General features: G+C 55.8%; 15 protein-coding genes. 2 read left to right on the top strand and 13 right to left on the bottom strand.

Annotated elements, in window-relative coordinates:
* Window positions 1–32: 32 nt before the first annotated feature.
* The 3 genes from BMX91_RS10690 to dacB all read right to left on the bottom strand — a co-directional run bounded on the left by BMX91_RS10690 (window position 33) and on the right by dacB (window position 3,956).
* Complete coding sequence (locus BMX91_RS10690) at window positions 33–653, bottom strand: anthranilate synthase component II (RefSeq protein ID WP_092053646.1); 621 nt, start codon at window positions 651–653, stop codon at window positions 33–35.
* Window positions 650–2,020, bottom strand: coding sequence for an anthranilate synthase component I family protein (locus BMX91_RS10695; protein WP_092053650.1), 1,371 nt, complete (start codon window positions 2,018–2,020; stop codon window positions 650–652). Before BMX91_RS10695 ends, BMX91_RS10690 begins: the two co-directional genes overlap by 4 nt.
* Window positions 2,021–2,468: 448 nt before the next feature.
* A complete protein-coding gene (gene dacB / locus BMX91_RS10700) occupies window positions 2,469–3,956 on the bottom strand; it encodes a D-alanyl-D-alanine carboxypeptidase/D-alanyl-D-alanine endopeptidase (protein WP_092053654.1) in 1,488 nt (495 codons plus the stop codon).
* 168 nt (window positions 3,957–4,124) lie between these two features.
* Here dacB and mgtE point away from each other — a divergent pair, with 168 nt between their 5' ends.
* Complete coding sequence (mgtE, locus tag BMX91_RS10705; RefSeq protein ID WP_092053658.1) at window positions 4,125–5,483, top strand: magnesium transporter; 1,359 nt, start codon at window positions 4,125–4,127, stop codon at window positions 5,481–5,483.
* A gap of 238 nt (window positions 5,484–5,721) precedes the next feature.
* Here the strand turns inward: mgtE and BMX91_RS10710 are convergent, their stop codons facing one another.
* Window positions 5,722–6,408 (bottom strand): N-acetyltransferase, encoded by a 687-nt coding sequence (locus tag BMX91_RS10710; RefSeq protein WP_092053662.1) that lies wholly within the window; start codon window positions 6,406–6,408, stop codon window positions 5,722–5,724.
* A gap of 90 nt (window positions 6,409–6,498) precedes the next feature.
* On the opposite strand from BMX91_RS10710, the gene BMX91_RS10715 reads away from it, so the two are divergent.
* A complete protein-coding gene (locus BMX91_RS10715) occupies window positions 6,499–6,882 on the top strand; it encodes a VOC family protein (protein ID WP_092053666.1) in 384 nt (127 codons plus the stop codon).
* Between the two features lie 80 nt (window positions 6,883–6,962).
* On the opposite strand, the gene BMX91_RS10720 is transcribed toward BMX91_RS10715, so the two are convergent.
* The 9 genes from BMX91_RS10720 to BMX91_RS10760 form a co-directional block, all read right to left on the bottom strand.
* The gene (locus BMX91_RS10720) at window positions 6,963–8,180 is read right to left on the bottom strand and encodes a carboxylate--amine ligase (protein WP_092053670.1); all 1,218 of its coding nucleotides are present in this window, start codon (window positions 8,178–8,180) and stop codon (window positions 6,963–6,965) included.
* A 259-nt stretch (window positions 8,181–8,439) separates the two neighbouring features.
* Window positions 8,440–8,991, bottom strand: coding sequence for a cysteine hydrolase family protein (locus BMX91_RS10725; RefSeq protein WP_092053674.1), 552 nt, complete (start codon window positions 8,989–8,991; stop codon window positions 8,440–8,442).
* 108 nt (window positions 8,992–9,099) lie between these two features.
* Window positions 9,100–10,623: an acetyl-CoA hydrolase/transferase family protein gene (locus BMX91_RS10730; RefSeq protein ID WP_092053677.1), complete on the bottom strand. Its 1,524-nt coding sequence runs from the start codon at window positions 10,621–10,623 to the stop codon at window positions 9,100–9,102.
* A 162-nt stretch (window positions 10,624–10,785) separates the two neighbouring features.
* Window positions 10,786–11,430, bottom strand: a complete 645-nt coding sequence (locus BMX91_RS10735; RefSeq protein ID WP_092053681.1) for a LytTR family DNA-binding domain-containing protein — start codon at window positions 11,428–11,430, stop codon at window positions 10,786–10,788.
* 190 nt (window positions 11,431–11,620) lie between these two features.
* Window positions 11,621–12,112: a flavin reductase family protein gene (locus BMX91_RS10740; RefSeq protein WP_092053684.1), complete on the bottom strand. Its 492-nt coding sequence runs from the start codon at window positions 12,110–12,112 to the stop codon at window positions 11,621–11,623.
* A gap of 107 nt (window positions 12,113–12,219) precedes the next feature.
* Window positions 12,220–12,837: a class I SAM-dependent methyltransferase gene (locus tag BMX91_RS10745; protein ID WP_092053688.1), complete on the bottom strand. Its 618-nt coding sequence runs from the start codon at window positions 12,835–12,837 to the stop codon at window positions 12,220–12,222.
* 59 nt (window positions 12,838–12,896) lie between these two features.
* On the bottom strand, window positions 12,897–13,424 hold the full coding sequence (locus tag BMX91_RS10750) for a DUF1572 family protein (protein WP_092053692.1): 528 nt from the start codon (window positions 13,422–13,424) through the stop codon (window positions 12,897–12,899).
* Window positions 13,425–13,439: 15 nt separating this feature from the next.
* Window positions 13,440–13,871 carry a VOC family protein gene (locus BMX91_RS10755; protein ID WP_092053695.1) on the bottom strand — a complete coding sequence of 144 codons (432 nt, stop codon included), beginning with the start codon at window positions 13,869–13,871 and terminating at the stop codon, window positions 13,440–13,442.
* Entirely contained in the window at window positions 13,868–14,920 is a 1,053-nt protein-coding gene (locus tag BMX91_RS10760; RefSeq protein ID WP_092053699.1) for a serine hydrolase domain-containing protein, read from the bottom strand. Before BMX91_RS10760 ends, BMX91_RS10755 begins: the two co-directional genes overlap by 4 nt.
* Between the last annotated feature and the right edge of the window lie 119 nt (window positions 14,921–15,039).

Genomic DNA, 15,039 nt, shown 5'->3' on the forward strand with positions numbered 1-15,039 from the left:
CTCTGCTCCACTCTCCTCTGCTCTCTATGGTGTCAAAGTCCGGGAATCCGCTGTGGCCCGGCTGCTTTCTGTTCGTTAAATGCCTTGGCCTCTTCCAGAAAAGCGGCGAGCAGCCGCTCCCCCTTGTCAGTGCCGACCGACTCCGGATGGAACATAAGCCCGTATGACGGATGGCGATCGTGCCGCACGGCCATGACTGTGTTGTCGTCCATGGAATAGGCGTCCGCGTGAAGCACTTCAGGAAGCGCGCCCTCTTCCAGTGCCGCCGAGTGGCAGCACATCACACGGAGCGGCTGCGGCAGGTAGGCGAACAGGCCGCCCCGCCTGTGCCGTATCATGGACGGCTTGCCGTGGCGGATCTGTGGACGAAGGCGTTTCCCGCCACCATATGCGGCGGCGATGATCAGCTGGCCGAGCGAGATGCCGAGAATCGGAATCTCTGCCCCGAATTCCCGGACGATCCCGACCGATTCCGGCCAGTCTTCCGGACTCCCGGGACCTGATGACAGAATGATTGCCGATGGGTCGAAGCGCTCGACCTTCGACAGTGTCGCAGCCTTGGCGTCCAGGATGCCGATGTCCTCGCCGAGCACGGCGAGGGCGCCTGACAGGTTCTGGGTAAACGAGTCTTCATGATCGATCAGCAAAATCATTTGACCACCTCCGTGAGCGAACGGGCTTTGTTCGCCGTCTCCTTATATTCCAGTTCCGGCTTGGAGTCATGGACGACTCCTGCGCCTGCGCGTACCGAAGCGATGCCATCCTTGATAAAGAAGGTCCGGATGGCGAGCGCCATGTCCATGTTTCCGTTAAAGCCGATGTAGCCGACCGAGCCTCCGTACAGGCCTCGCGGCGACGGCTCCAGCCGGTCGATGAGCGCCATCGACCTGCCTTTTGGTGCGCCGGTCACGGTGCCGGCAGGCAGGCAGGCCCGGATGGCGTCGAATGCATCTGCCCCTTCTTTCAGTTGTCCTTCCACTTCAGATACCAGGTGCATCACATGCTCATAGCGGACGACTTCCTGATAGGCGGTTACCTTCACCGTCCCCGGCACCGCGGCTTTTGCGATGTCATTGCGCCCGAGATCGACGAGCATATCGTGTTCGGCCAGTTCTTTCGGATCGGCGAGCAGCTCCGTCTCGAGTGCCCGGTCTTCTTCCCTGTTTTTTCCGCGGCGGCGGGTTCCGGCGATCGGGTTCATCGAAAGGATTCCGCCCTTCGCCTTCACGACACTTTCCGGGGAGGTCCCGACGATGACCGTTTCTTCGAGGTCGATGATATACATATACGGCGATGGGTTACGCCGGCGGAGCCTGCGGTACAGGCCAAACGGGCTCCCCGAGAACGGTGCGCTCAGTTCACGCGACAGGACGACCTGGTAAAGCTCGCCCGCCCCAATAGCGGCGATGCCCTGCCGGACCGCTTCCTCGAAGGCTTCCTTTTCCGTATCCGACTTGAACTCGCCGAGCGTGAAAGCTTCCGCTTCCGGCTCGTTGCCGGACAGGATCTGGGACTCGACCCGGTCAAGCTCATCATCCGCCTGCCCGTCCCCGAGATCGGTGCGCACGATGGAAACCGTGCCTTCCAAATGGTCGAAGACGATGACCGTGCTGTAGACGTTAAGGAGCACATCCGGCCCCGTGCCGCCGCTTACCTTATGCTCACCGGCTCCGTAGCCGATCGCGCCGACTGCGCCTCCCGCGAACGGGAAAGCTTCCGGTGAAGCGACCCTCGGCAACAGCCGCTGAAGAAGCTCCAATGGCTCGCCCTCGTGCCTGAACACCCGGCCCGTCCTGCAGTCCCGCTCTTCAAGGACATGGCCCTCGGCGCGGTACGTCTTCACCGGATCCTGCCCGATGTAGGAATAGCGTCCCGGGCCGTCATGCGCGCCCGAACTTTCCAGCATGAACTTCCTGTGTCCCTTCAGCCTTCCGAATACGGCTACCGGCGTCAGCGCATCCGCTGCGATCCTCCTGACAGCCACCCGTCCGGATGCTGTCTGCTCTCTGACTGTGCTCATCTCTGCTCAGCTCCCTTTTCTCAGAAAATCAAAAAAGCCCCCCGCAACAGGCACAGCAGTCCTGTTGCGGAGGACGGAAAACTTCCGCGTTGCCACCTCCGGTTGGGGCGGAATCGCCCCCTCTCGGCCGTACCGCACATGGCGGCACGTTCCCTTAACGCGGGAAGATCGTCCGCCGGAAACGGGTTCCGGCAGCTCTCGTAAGTCCATTCACATGCGGGGCGCTCCGGCTTCCACCTGCCGCCGGCTCTCTGGGCCGCCTGGCGCATGCTACTTTTCTTACTCTGCAATTTCTCGGCTATGCTCTGCTCAACTCTGCTTTTCGATCCAGAGGCGATGCCGCTCCCGGCACCTTCTGCCTCTCCCGGACTAAAAAGTTAACACTCATCTTACATTGTTTAGAAAATATCGTCAAGTCTGTTTTTTGACCGGCTCTTGGTTCTGATCATCATTCCAGTTCCGCGATGGTCTCCGCGATTTCATCCTGGATTGGCGTGACTGAGCTTGCAAGGTAGTTGTTGAAGAGGATCGAGAAAATGTATTCTTCGCCGTTTTCAGCGGTAACATAACCTGAAAGCGTCGAGACACCGGTGAGCGAGCCGGTCTTGGCCTTTACATTTTCCGCCGCCTCGGTGTCCTTCATACGGTTGCGGAGCGTGCCGCCGGTCATCCGGTCGGGATGGCCCGCAACCGGCAGCGAATTCAGGAAGACCGGGAACCATGGCTCTGCCTGGGCTTCGTAGAGAAGGACGGATAGCTGCTCAGCTGTGACTAGGTTCTTATGCGACATCCCGGAGCCATCGCGCAGCCGCATTCCGGCCGGGTCAAGACCATAGCCTGCAAGCACGTCCTCCATCATATCGAGTCCGGCATCCCACGAACCTTCTCCGGCCCCTTTGCGGCCGATTTCCTTCACGAGCACTTCTGCGTGGCCGTTGTTGCTGAGCTTCATGAACGGGATATACAGCTCACTGAGCGGCATCGACTGTTTGGATGCGAGAGCAGCCGCGCCTTCAGGGGTTTCACCCTCGGCCAGCTTCCCGGAAACCGTGATGCCTTCCCCTTTCAAAGCTTGTTTGAACAGGTCAAGCGCATACATCGTCGGGTCCTCGACGGCCGTCCAGGAACGCGAAGCGGTCGCGCCGACCGGAATCGTTCCTGTGATCACGATATTATTCGTGCCGTGCTCGCGGGTGATGGAAATTGATTTCTTTCCATCTTTGGAGACGGTCTCTGCACGGTTGTCGATTGTCACCGCTTCCGTATAAGGGTCGAGCGTGACTTCCGCCGAAGCACCCGCTTCCTTGGCAGGATTCACATTCACGATGACCGTGCCCGCATCATAGTCGGTGTTCGGCGAAGCCGTCAATGCAGAAACGCCGGCCCCGGTGTAGTTGTGCTCATCGGACCAGTTCAGATCCTCCGACAGCAGCACGTCATCATACCAGCTGTCATCCGCAACCAGGTTGCCGTGGACTTTCTTGACGCCCTTCGCCTTCAGGTCCTTAGCAAACTGGGCAAAGTCCTCTTTCAGAAGCGTCGGGTCGCCCTTGCCGCGAAGATAAAGGTCACCCTTCAGCACGCCGCCCGGATTCAGCCTGCCTGTGTGCAGGACATCCGTTTGGAAGCGGTGATCGGGACCAAGCACTTCCAGTGCCGCGACACCCGTCAGGATCTTCATATTCGATGCGGGGTGAAGCAGCAGATCGTCCGTGTGACCGTAAACGGTCTCACCCGTGGTGGCCTTCATGACATTCACCCCGAATGTCGCGCCTTCCAGCCTCGGGTCCCCGAGTATTTCGTTTAGCGCGTTGCCGAGCTCGGCGCCATCGTCTGTCGCGACTGCTGGCTGCAGGCCGGGCGCGGCGCCTGCAGGTACGAGAAGAAGTGCGGAAAGCGTCATTGCGGTGAGCCATTTTTTCTTCGTGGCCGGCATGGGAATCCCCCTTAAGAATGAGTTTGGACAAGTGTATCAATAAAAGTCTGAATTCTCTATCTTATGATGGGCTTATTTTATTCTTGCATAAGCGGGAGAAAAGTCCCGGTCGCGGTCTAAGCCCCGGACGGATGGGTATAGTGAAAACAGTGGAAGGAGGCGTTGCATATGGTGGCGGAAATCCGCGCCGAACAGCTCACCATCGCCCTTATCCGGCAGCTGAAAGAAGGCGACCGGAAAGGTTTTTTAAAGCTGTTCCTGGATCTGCGGCCGTACGATCAGGCCGTGCAGTTTATGGACATCCCGAAAAAACATCATCAGCTTCTCCTGGAGTGGCTTGACCTGCCGACGATTACAGAGATGCTGCCGTACCTGGAGCCTGATGAGCAAATGGAGTTCATCCGTTCACTCGGCCCCGACAAGGCCATTCCGGTTCTCGACATGATGCAAAACGATGACCTTGCCGCGATGCTGACAGATCTGTCCCCGGAGGAAATCGACCGGCTTACCGGTCTGATGCTCAAGGAAGAAGCGGAAAACGTCCGCAAAATACTCGACTATCCGGTGGAGACGGCCGGCCGCATCATGACCAACCGCTTTGTCTGGGTGCATGAGAACTACACGGTGGGGCAGGCTGTCGAGAAGCTGAAAAACTACAGCGATTATGCGGAATATCTGAACTATACATATGTCATCAACAGCGACAAGCAGCTGATCGGCGTCTTGTCGTACCGTCAGCTGCTCCTGACCGATGCAGAGACGCCGGTCAGGGACATCATGTCCCGCCGCGTCATTTCGGCGGATGCCCAGACCGACCAGGAGGACGTGGCCAAGCAGTTTGCCCGCTATGACTTTGTCGCGATCCCGGTCACGGATGGTGACAACGTACTCGTCGGCATCATCACCGTAGACGATGTCATCGATGTCATCGTCCAGGAAGCGGATGAGGACATCGAGATGCTCATGGCAACCGGGAAGCAGATCGACTTCAGGACCAAGCCGGTGACAGCGGCCATGCGGCGCCTTCCATGGCTGATCCTGCTCCTCTTTATCGGGCTTGTCTCGGGAAGCATCATCAGCGGTTTTGAGGATACGCTCAACCAAGTAGTTGCGCTCACTTTCTTTATGCCGCTGATCGCCGGCATGACAGGGAACACCGGCACACAGTCGCTGTCGCTCGTCGTCCGCGGACTGGCGACCGAGGACCTCGACCTGAAAACCGCCATCGGTGTTGTGTTCCGGGAACTCTTCGTCGGCATCATCATCGGAATCATCTGCGGAGGCCTCATCTCGGTCATCGCCTTTATCTGGCAGGGCAGCTTCATTCTCGGTATCGTGGTCGGAGCATCGCTCGTGATCACGCTCATCATCGGGACACTCGCGGGCACGATCATCCCGCTCGTCCTCAGCCGGTTCAAGTTCGACCCCGCCGTGGCAAGCGGCCCCCTTATCACGACCGTCAACGACATCCTCTCGCTTCTGATCTACTTCGGAATTGCGACGATGTTCCTGAACCAGCTGACCTAACAGATTCAATTCCAGTTTGTGCACCAATAACAAAGCAGCTGACCGTCACCCCAACGGGTGCTGTCAGCTGCTTTCGTCTTGCCTCATCTTTGCAATCAGCAGTTCCATCATTGCATTAAGCCGCTCGATGTCCCGCGAAGGCGGCCTGTCCAGCTGGCTGGGCAGGCGGGTAACAGTCAGGGCTGCTTGTGTATGCTTGTGTAACACTCAGTATCCATTGCGTAACACTCGCGCCCCATCACCGCTCATAGCGGACAAACCAACCATTGCCGTTTTCCACCATCACCGTTCCTGCCCAGCCTTCGGCAAGCAGCTTCTGCTGGCCGGCGATGTCATCCATCGGAATATCCAGGCTTTCCGCCCACCGCTGCTCCGGCGCCTTTAGATCTTTAAAGAATACATACCGGAGTTTGCCTCCGTACTTCTCCTTGAGCGCCCGGACTTCGAGGCCCTGCTTGAACTTGTCCTTCAGACTCGGGATGTTCCCCGGCATGACCGTCGAGCAGACGTAGCGGTAGCGCTCGGCGTCCACGCGGTCCATGAGGACAAGCCCCATGAGTGTCTGGAGTGAATAGCCGCGCCATTTTGGCGAAACGGCGGAGATCTCCTGATAGATGACCTGGCCGATCTTCTCTTCCGGAACGCCGACATCGCGGCCCAGCCCTTCATGGTCGTTATCCGGGATGAGCATCGCCCGCCAGGCGATCATCTCCCCGTCTGCGTACACCCCGATCATCTCTCCGTTGCCGTCCAGGATAAAGTGGAACTCGTCCTCCGTCAGCGGCTGGAGGCGCTCCTTCACCTCGAGCGCATCAATCACTTCTTCCTGCAGCGCGAGGATCTCCGGGAGCTGTTCCTGACAGAGTTTGCGCATCAGGATGGACTGCCCGTTTTTCAATTCACCTTCAAAGACGATTGTTTCCATCACGATCCCTGCCTTTCGTCTCCTTATCGTACTTTACAAAGGCTTTCCGGAAAAGTACCTTGGAAGTATCAGGGGGAAGGAGCTGGGAAAATGGGGGAAACAACGATCGGACAGATCGGTCTGCCGGCAGAGGATATCGGCCGTGCTGTGGAGTTTTATTCGGAGAAGCTGGGGCTTCCGCTCTTGTTCAATACGGAAAAGATGGCATTTTTCACGTGCGGCGGCGTCCGTCTGATGCTGGCCGTACCGGAGCACGAAGCGTTTGCATCAAGCGGATCGGTCATCTATTTCAATACGGACGACATTCATGCGCGTACGAGGGAACTCCAGGGGGCCGGCGTCCCGTTTATGGGCGAGCCCCACATGGTCGCCAAAATGGGCAACACCGAGACCTGGATGGCCTTTTTCGCGGACACGGAAGGCAACCACCTCGCCCTCATGAGCGAAGTGCCTGCGGACGGGCCGGCACAGTAAGCAGCGATGCACCGGACAGGAAATTCCTGCCGGTGCTTTTTGCTGCATTAAAAAGAACCGGGCATCCCCGGTTCCGATTGTCATGAACTCCACTGGTTATTCTTATATTTCCGGTAATAGTTGATCTGTCGCGCCAGCATGTAGAACGGGCGCTTGCGGTGCTTGTCGCCTTTGTAGAACAGCGGGTTTCCCCATTTACCGGCACGCAGCAGCCGGCGCACTTCCTCGTTGATCTCCGGGTTGTCGACGAATGTTTTGAGGACGATTTTAGGCACGACCGTGAACAGGAACTCCGTGTTCAGGTAGGTCAGTTCCTTTTCCTTCCCGCGGATCACGTCATCGACGAGGTAGCGGGCCATATTGTGGCCGTTGGCCGTCGTGTAGTAGCTCGATCGTCCTTGGCGGATGTTCACTTCAAATACTTTAAACTTGCCGTCACGGACATCATATTTCAGGTCAAAGTTGGCAAATCCGCGGTACCCGACCGCCTCCAGGAAGCGCTGCAGCTTCTGCATGAGCGTCTCGTCATAGCGGGTGACGAGCGCCGTGTAGTTGCCGATCGCGGTGACAGTATGCTCCTGCAGCACCACCTGAGCGAGCGTGCCGAGCTCTGCCTTCCCTTTTGAGTTCACATAAAATACGGAATCCCACATATAGGTGTCGTCGCCGGGGATAAAATCCTGGATGATCAGGTCTTCCTTGTAGCCTGATGCGTTCACCTTGTCGATCACGTCCTGCAGCTCGGCAAGCGATTCAACACGGTAAACCTTCTGCTGGCCGTCGAACTTGTGCTTGTAGTATTCCACACCGTTGCTCGGCTTCACGATTGCCGGGTACCCGATGTCCCTGCCGAAGTCGCCCTGTTCGCGACAGCTGTAGAAATACGTGTCCGGCGTATCGAGGCCGTGCTCGTCGCACAGGCGGTAGAAGTTCTTTTTCACGAGCAGGTCGTTCATCAGGTCCTCTGAGATGTAGTTGAACACATACCACTCACTGAGCTTTTCCTGGTGTTCGATGATGAGCCGGACATAAAAATCGTTTGTGCCGATCAGCAGCAGCTGCCGGCCTTCTTTTTTGTACTTTTCGGCGACCCGTCCGAGAATCGGGACGAAAGCATCCTTGTTCCACAGTTCGGAATCATACTCGATGGCTTGCGGGATGGTGCTCATGCTCGTGAAGCCCATCTGCTCTTTCCCGACGAGGACGGGATGGATGCCGTATTCCTCATGAAACGAGATCGACATGTTGTAGGCGTTTATATCGGTGCCCACGATAACGGGCAGGAAATTGTGTTGCATAAAGTCCTCCAGAATTATGTATTGCAGCCCTTTTAAGGAAGAAAAGCGGAACTGCTTTAAATGTGGATGCGCCGTCAGGAAACCGGCCGCATTTCATAGTACAGATACCCGGGGGCCGGGGCAATAAGCCTTCCTTCCCGTTTGTTCGGTCCTGATTATGAAATCATATCAAATTATTCTCGGGTATGTCCTGCATTAGCCTGCCCGCGGAATGGAACAAAAATCCCCGGACCGCCTCATGGTCCGGGGAAGAGGATGCTCAGACGACTTTTGCGCCGAGCGTGTTCGTGAAATGTTCCAGTGCCCATTCATGTCCGGCCGGGTTAAAGCTCGCGACGGCATCTTTGTGGACGGTAATGGAAAAGCCTTTGTTATATGCATCCACCGCAGTGTGGAGCACACAGATATCGGTGCAAACTCCAACAAGGTGCAATTCGGTAATGCCGCGTTCCCGCAACTTAATCTCCAGGTCGGTACCGGCAAACGCGCTGTAGCGGGTTTTGTCCATGTAATGGACGTTTTCGTCATTTTGATGGGCCTCGAACACCGCCTGAAGTTCGCCGTACAGGTCCCTCCCTTCGGTGCCGGCGATGTTGTGCGGCGGGAACAGCTTGCTTTCCGGGTGGCAGGTGTCCCCTTCTTCATGACGGTCGATCGCGAAGACGACATAGTCACCCTGCTCCAGGAATTCGCGGGTCAGCCGAACGATTTCCCCCTCGATCGCCTGCCCGGGCTTGCCGCAGGTCAGCTTACCGTCATCAGCGACAAAGTCGATCGTATAATCCACATTCAGCAATGCTTTCATAACCATACCCCTTCCGTGGACCCTATTTGCTTCATCATATCAGGGATGGCCGCTCTCTGTCATGACACACCAAAACAGGAAAACCCCTGCCGCAGACGGGCAGGGGCGGATTGATTATTTTGTTTCGACAACTTCCTTTTCCATCTTCATCGTGCCGTGCTCGGCAAGGTGCTGATGCCAGGAGAATGCCTTCTCGAGGACGTGTGGCGTCTGGCCGCCGCGCTCGAGTGCTTCCTGGTAGTACGCCCAGAGCTGCTTTTTGTAGTCCGGGTGCACGCAGTTCTCGATAATGAGCGGAACGCGCTCACGCGGTGCAAGGCCGCGGAGATCCGCGTAGCCCTGTTCGGTGACGACGACGTCCACGTCATGCTCGGTGTGATCGGTATGTGAGACGAACGGCACGATGCTGGAGATGTTGCCGCCTTTGGCAACCGACTTCGTGACGAAGATTGCGAGGCGCGCGTTGCGTGCAAAGTCGCCCGAGCCGCCGATGCCGTTCATCATTTTCGTGCCGGATACGTGCGTGGAGTTGACGTTGCCGTAGATATCGAACTCGAGTGCCGTATTGATGGAGATGAGCCCGAGTCGGCGGATTACTTCAGGATGGTTGGACATCTCCTGAGGACGCATGAGCAGCTTGTCGCGGTACTGCTCGAAGTTGCCGAAGACCTGCTTCATCTTCTCGTCGGAAAGCGTGATCGAGCAGCACGAAGCAAAGTCGACCTTGCCGGCATCGATCAGGTCGAACACCGCGTCCTGGAGCACTTCCGAATAGACTTCAAGATTCTTGAACTCGGAATCGATCATGCCGTGGAGGACCGCGTTTGCCACGCTGCCGATTCCCGACTGGAGCGGTGCAAGTGTTTCATCAAGGCGGCCGAGCTCGATTTCCTTGCGGAGGAAGCTGAGCAGATGCTCCGCCATGATTTTCGTTTCCTCATCCGGCTGGACGATTGTCGACGGAGAGTCCGCCTGGTCAGTGAAGACGACGCCGCGGATCAGCTCAGGGTCCACTTTGATGCCCGGCGCGCCGATGCGGTCATCCGCTTTCTGGAGAGGAATCGGGCCGCGCTCGCCCTGCTTGCCCGGCTCATAAATATCATGGATGCCTTCCAGAAGCGGGGTCTGTGCCATATTGATTTCCACAATGATGTTTTTCGCATGAGTGGCGAAAAGCGATGAGTTGCCGACCGATGTTGTCGGGATGATCGTACCATCTTCCTTGACCGCAACCGCTTCGACAATTGCAAAATCGATCGGGCCCATGACGCCGGAACGTACAAGCTCAGCCGTGTGCGAAAGGTGCTGGTCCACGAAGAACATATCGCCTGCATTAATGCTTTTGCGCATTGTCGGATCCGCCTGGAATGGCAGACGCTTGTTGACGATGCCCGCCTCGGCGAACAGCGTGTCGACATCCGAACCGAGGGACGCTCCGGTGAATACGTTCACTTTGAAGCCGTTCTCTTTTGCACGGTCGACCAACGCGAACGGAACCGCTTTCACGTCACCGGCACGGGTAAAGCCGCTGAGTCCGAGCGTCATGCCGTCTCCGATCCAGGATGCTGCCTCCTCAGGCGATACAACACGATTACGCAATGCTTCATTTTCAATGCGATCCAGTTGAATGTTAGTCATCGTATAATCAACCTCTTCTGAAAGTTTTAGTTGGAATTAGGAGCAAGTATAAATTAACTTATTCTCATTATTCCCTAAAACGCTTTCACGGAAGAGGTTTTGGGTCAGAAAAGCCGGTTTCATGTTCGACCTACAGAAAAGTGTGACTAAAACCGCACAATTTTAATATCCTAATATTTTCCTAAAATAACTGGAATAGGATTGACTCACCGGCACTCGGTCTCCATTGTCCATCTCCAGCAGGAATGTGGAATGGGAGTCCGGGAAGATTTCCCTGATGTGATGGACGTTCACGATAAACGAACGGTGGCAGCGGACAAACATGTCCCTCGGCAGGACATATTCGAATTCCTGCAATGTATTTTTGTGCGTGCCCGTCAGCCCTTCCGTGACGACCTGAGTCTTGCGGTCCTTCACTTCAAAGTATTTGACGTCACTGAACGGGACAGGCTTCCAGCCGTCTTCTGTCCTGATCGTCACCACTGACTTACCTTCCGTATAGGTCGGATAAACGGCCAGAACCGTGCCCTGCAGTTCCCCATCCTTATGGAAAGGTACAGCCATCCCGTGATAAGGGATTCCGAACACCTGACGGTCGATGAATTCTGATTCCTTCTGTCCCGAGGAAAGCGCCTTGTGGGCAATCGTGCCTTCCTTAACCGGGTCTCCTACGCGAATCTTCAGGTCGACCCGCTTGCTCGGACGGTAATAGATATATTTTTCATTATCGGTGACACCGATCGAGATTTCATCGGAGAACAGTTCCCCCAGTACATCCAGCAGTTCTTTTTCTGTAAGTTTTTCCACTATGTCACCTTCCTCCGTTTTTCATTGTTCCCATTATAACGAAAACAGTCACCCGCGCCTATACAGTTAGCGTGGTTATGGATAACAATTATTATTTTGGTTCTTTGTACATATAAAAGGCTCCCGGGAAGGCCCGAACATCGTTGGGCGTTCCGGGGAGCCAATCAAAAGAGCTGCTTCAGCCATGACCTTATTCGTAGAACGACTCAGGGATGGCATCAAATTTGCGGCGGTGGTAAAGAAGCGGTTCTTTTCCGTGGTTATCGATATGCTTGACTTCGCCGATCAGGATGCGGTGGTCGCCGCCTCCAACTGTTGTATGCATGCTGCAGTGCAGAACACCAGCAGCACCTTTGATGATCGGAAGGCCTTCCGCTGACATTTCCCAATCACAGTTTTTGAACCGGTCCAGACCATGGCTCGCAAACAGGGTGCACATTTCTGCCTGATCAGCCGCCAGGATATGGACTGCAAACTGCTTGGCATTTATGAATGTATCGTAAGTGGAGACCCGCTTGTCAATTGACCAGAGAATCAGCATCGGGTCGAGCGATACGGAAGCGAACGAGTTGACCGTCATGCCGACGGGTGTTCCATCCGGTGCCGTCGCCGTGATGACCGTCACGCCGGTCGGGTAATTCCCCATCACTTGTTTGAAGTCATTGATTTTCTCATTTGTCATTTATGTATTCACCTCTTTTCCTGGTGGGTGGTGGGTTTTCAGGACTTCTATACAGCCCAACTATATCAGAACCGTCCAACATTTTTCGACATGGACGCCTTTCTGTTTCACGTGAAACTTCCGAATCGCCAAATTGAAAATCGTTCATTCGGGTTTTTCTCTTCGAGGCCCGGCACAGGGACATCCTCCAGATGGAGAAACGGAGAATGGTTTTCGAGGTGGCTGAGGTAATCGAGCGTCGGATAATACAAGATGAGATCAACCATCCGCGGCCGTTCCTCCACCGACTTCAGGATGTTTGAGACCACCTTGGCAAACAGGCTGACCGAAAACGGATTAAAAAAATAGAAGACATCATCGAGAGGCTTCACGCGGTATTCTTCAGCCCTGCAGCGGATGAATGTGACCGCCCCCTTTAGCCGGTTCTTTTTCTTTATCATATACAGATCCCGGTTTTCCAGTGAATCCAAGTAAAGCTGGCCGTCCATCTCTACTCCTGTCACGGAGGCACCGGTTCTGTGGTTGATATAAAAAGCCGTCCGTCCCTTGCCGCATCCGAAGTCCACGACAGAACTTGTCTTGCCGGGCCGGTATTCATCCAGCAGGGCATCCAGCCCTTCGTAAGGGGTCGCTTCGTACCGGTTGTCATGGATGGAGCGCACGCCCCAGTCCTGGATGCCCGCCGTCCGGATGCCGAGGAGCCGGTCTGTTTCATGTTCGTTCATCTGAATGCCTCCATAAAAGAACTCACCCGCGGATTCGGGTGAGTTTATTATATCTCACGTTATTGCCCCGGCGTCTTTGTCCGGTATGCCTCTGATTGGCCTTTCGGTATGCTGAGCGTTTTCCAGTTCTCACCCTTCAGCATCTTGGCAATGTAGACGATCTGGCCGATATGGGATGCGACGTGGCTCAAATGGCGCTCCATCGCTTCAATTACGGTATGGGGCTCTCCGCGGATCAGGATCTCTTTCAGCAGATCGTCTTCATCAAGGCTATCCAGCGCTTCAAAGAGGACCTTCCATCCCGCTTCGGAGATTTCCTGCAGCTCCGCCTTTGTAACAGATACGGTTTCGAATTCCCCGTCCCGGTTTCGGTCGGGCTTTTCACCGTCTGTCGTAAGGAAGTCGGTCCATCTGGAAATCATATTTCCAGAGAGATGACGGACAATCACCGCAATGCTGTTGGATTCCGCTCCCGGCACATAGTGGATCTCCCGCTCCCCAAGCTGGGCAACAGCCCGGTCCCCCTGATCTTTCAGCTGGTCGAATCTGCCGCGGACCGCTTTCAGATACTCCTTACCAATGCTCATTTGCTTTCCCCCTAATCAATCGATGACAAGCATGTCCTGCCCATCGAACTGCCAATCTGGTCCATAGGCGACTTCCCATACGTAGCCGTCCGGATCCGAAAAATATCCGGAGTAGCCGCCCCAAAAAACTTTCTCAGGCTGTTTCAGCACGGTTCCTCCGGCATTGCGGGCCTGTTCCATGACGGTGTTCACTTCCTCTTCGGACTTGGCATTGTAGGCAATGGTAATGCCGGCAAAACCGCTTCCTCGGGGAGGATCGGACGCATCGATGTCCTTGGCCAATTCCTCCAGCGGATAAAGCGCCAGGCGGGTGCCGCCGTTCCTGAAGAACACAACGTCCGGACTGTCTTCCGTGACAGAGGTCTCAAAACCCAAGCCGTCCCGATAAAAGCGGAGTGAGTCGGCCATGTTACTGACGCCAAGCGTCAGAAGATTGATCCGGTTCATGATTTCCCCTCCATTGAATGAAGATATTCCTCAAAGGCTTCCATCATCGGATACGCGCCCTCCGACTTGTTTGATGCTGCGGTGAACACCGCTCCTGATGCCGGATAAATGGCGGAATGGAAGCTGACACCCGGGTCATAGCCCATGACATGGATCCGTTCGGCGCGTCCGTCTTCCATGTCGACCCACACCCCGTAACCATATCCATCACCGTCCTCGTCCTCCGCGTGCCGGGTGAGCAGTTTCGCGGTGAGTTCGTCCCCGAGCAGACGCCTGCCGAGAAGCGCGTCCCAGAACTTGTGCATATCCGGCACGGTCGTGAACGCACCGCCGTCGGAACCGCCCTGCACTGGCAGCGAGTAGACATTCGTACGCCACGTGCCGTCTCCTTCATCGATATAACCTGTAGCCGTGTTTTTCGGCAGGCGGTCCAGTGGCCAGTAGCCGGAATCCGTCATGCCGGCAGGACGGAATACGTGCTTCTCCACGTAATCGGTGAAGCGCATGCCGGATACCTGCTCGGCGATCAGTCCGAGCAGGATGTAGCCCGCATTGTTGTAGTGGAACCGCTCGCCCGGCGTGAACATCATTCCGCGGTCGCGGAAAAGCGGCAGAAAGTCATTCAGGCTGCGAATCGTATACATTGGAAGTTCCTTCCACAGCTCCTCGAAGTCGTCCATAACAGCCTCGTCAAAGTAATCCGGCACGCCGGACGTATGCGTCAGCAGCTGATGGATAGTGATATCCGGATCAAAATTCGGGAACGTCTCGTCCAGGCATTCAGCCAGTGTCGATTCCAAAGAAAGCTTCCCTTCCTCCACAAGCCGGAGGACGGCGATTGCCGTGAATACCTTGCACCCGGATGCAATGCCGAACTTTGTATCCGGCCGGTTTTCACGCTCCTCCGATCTGTCAGCAAGTCCCCATGCAAATGCACGGACTTTTGCGTCACCAGAATCCGCCCCGGCAGCACCGGAGAACCCCTCTTTCTCTGCGGCTTGGTCGAGCCGGTATTCCATCGTTCCTTCTTTTCCAGATGCAGTTTCCATCAATTCTCCCCCATTTATGTTCAGTCCTTTATTACTGTTCGACAAAACCACCGGCAGCCCTTTACCCATCAAGATCTTTTTTCGCCGGCACACCATGAATGGGTTATGTGCGTATAGGT

It is taken from the genome of Bhargavaea ginsengi (assembly GCF_900109165.1).
GTDB classification, from domain to species: Bacteria; Bacillota; Bacilli; order Bacillales_A; family Planococcaceae; genus Bhargavaea; species Bhargavaea ginsengi.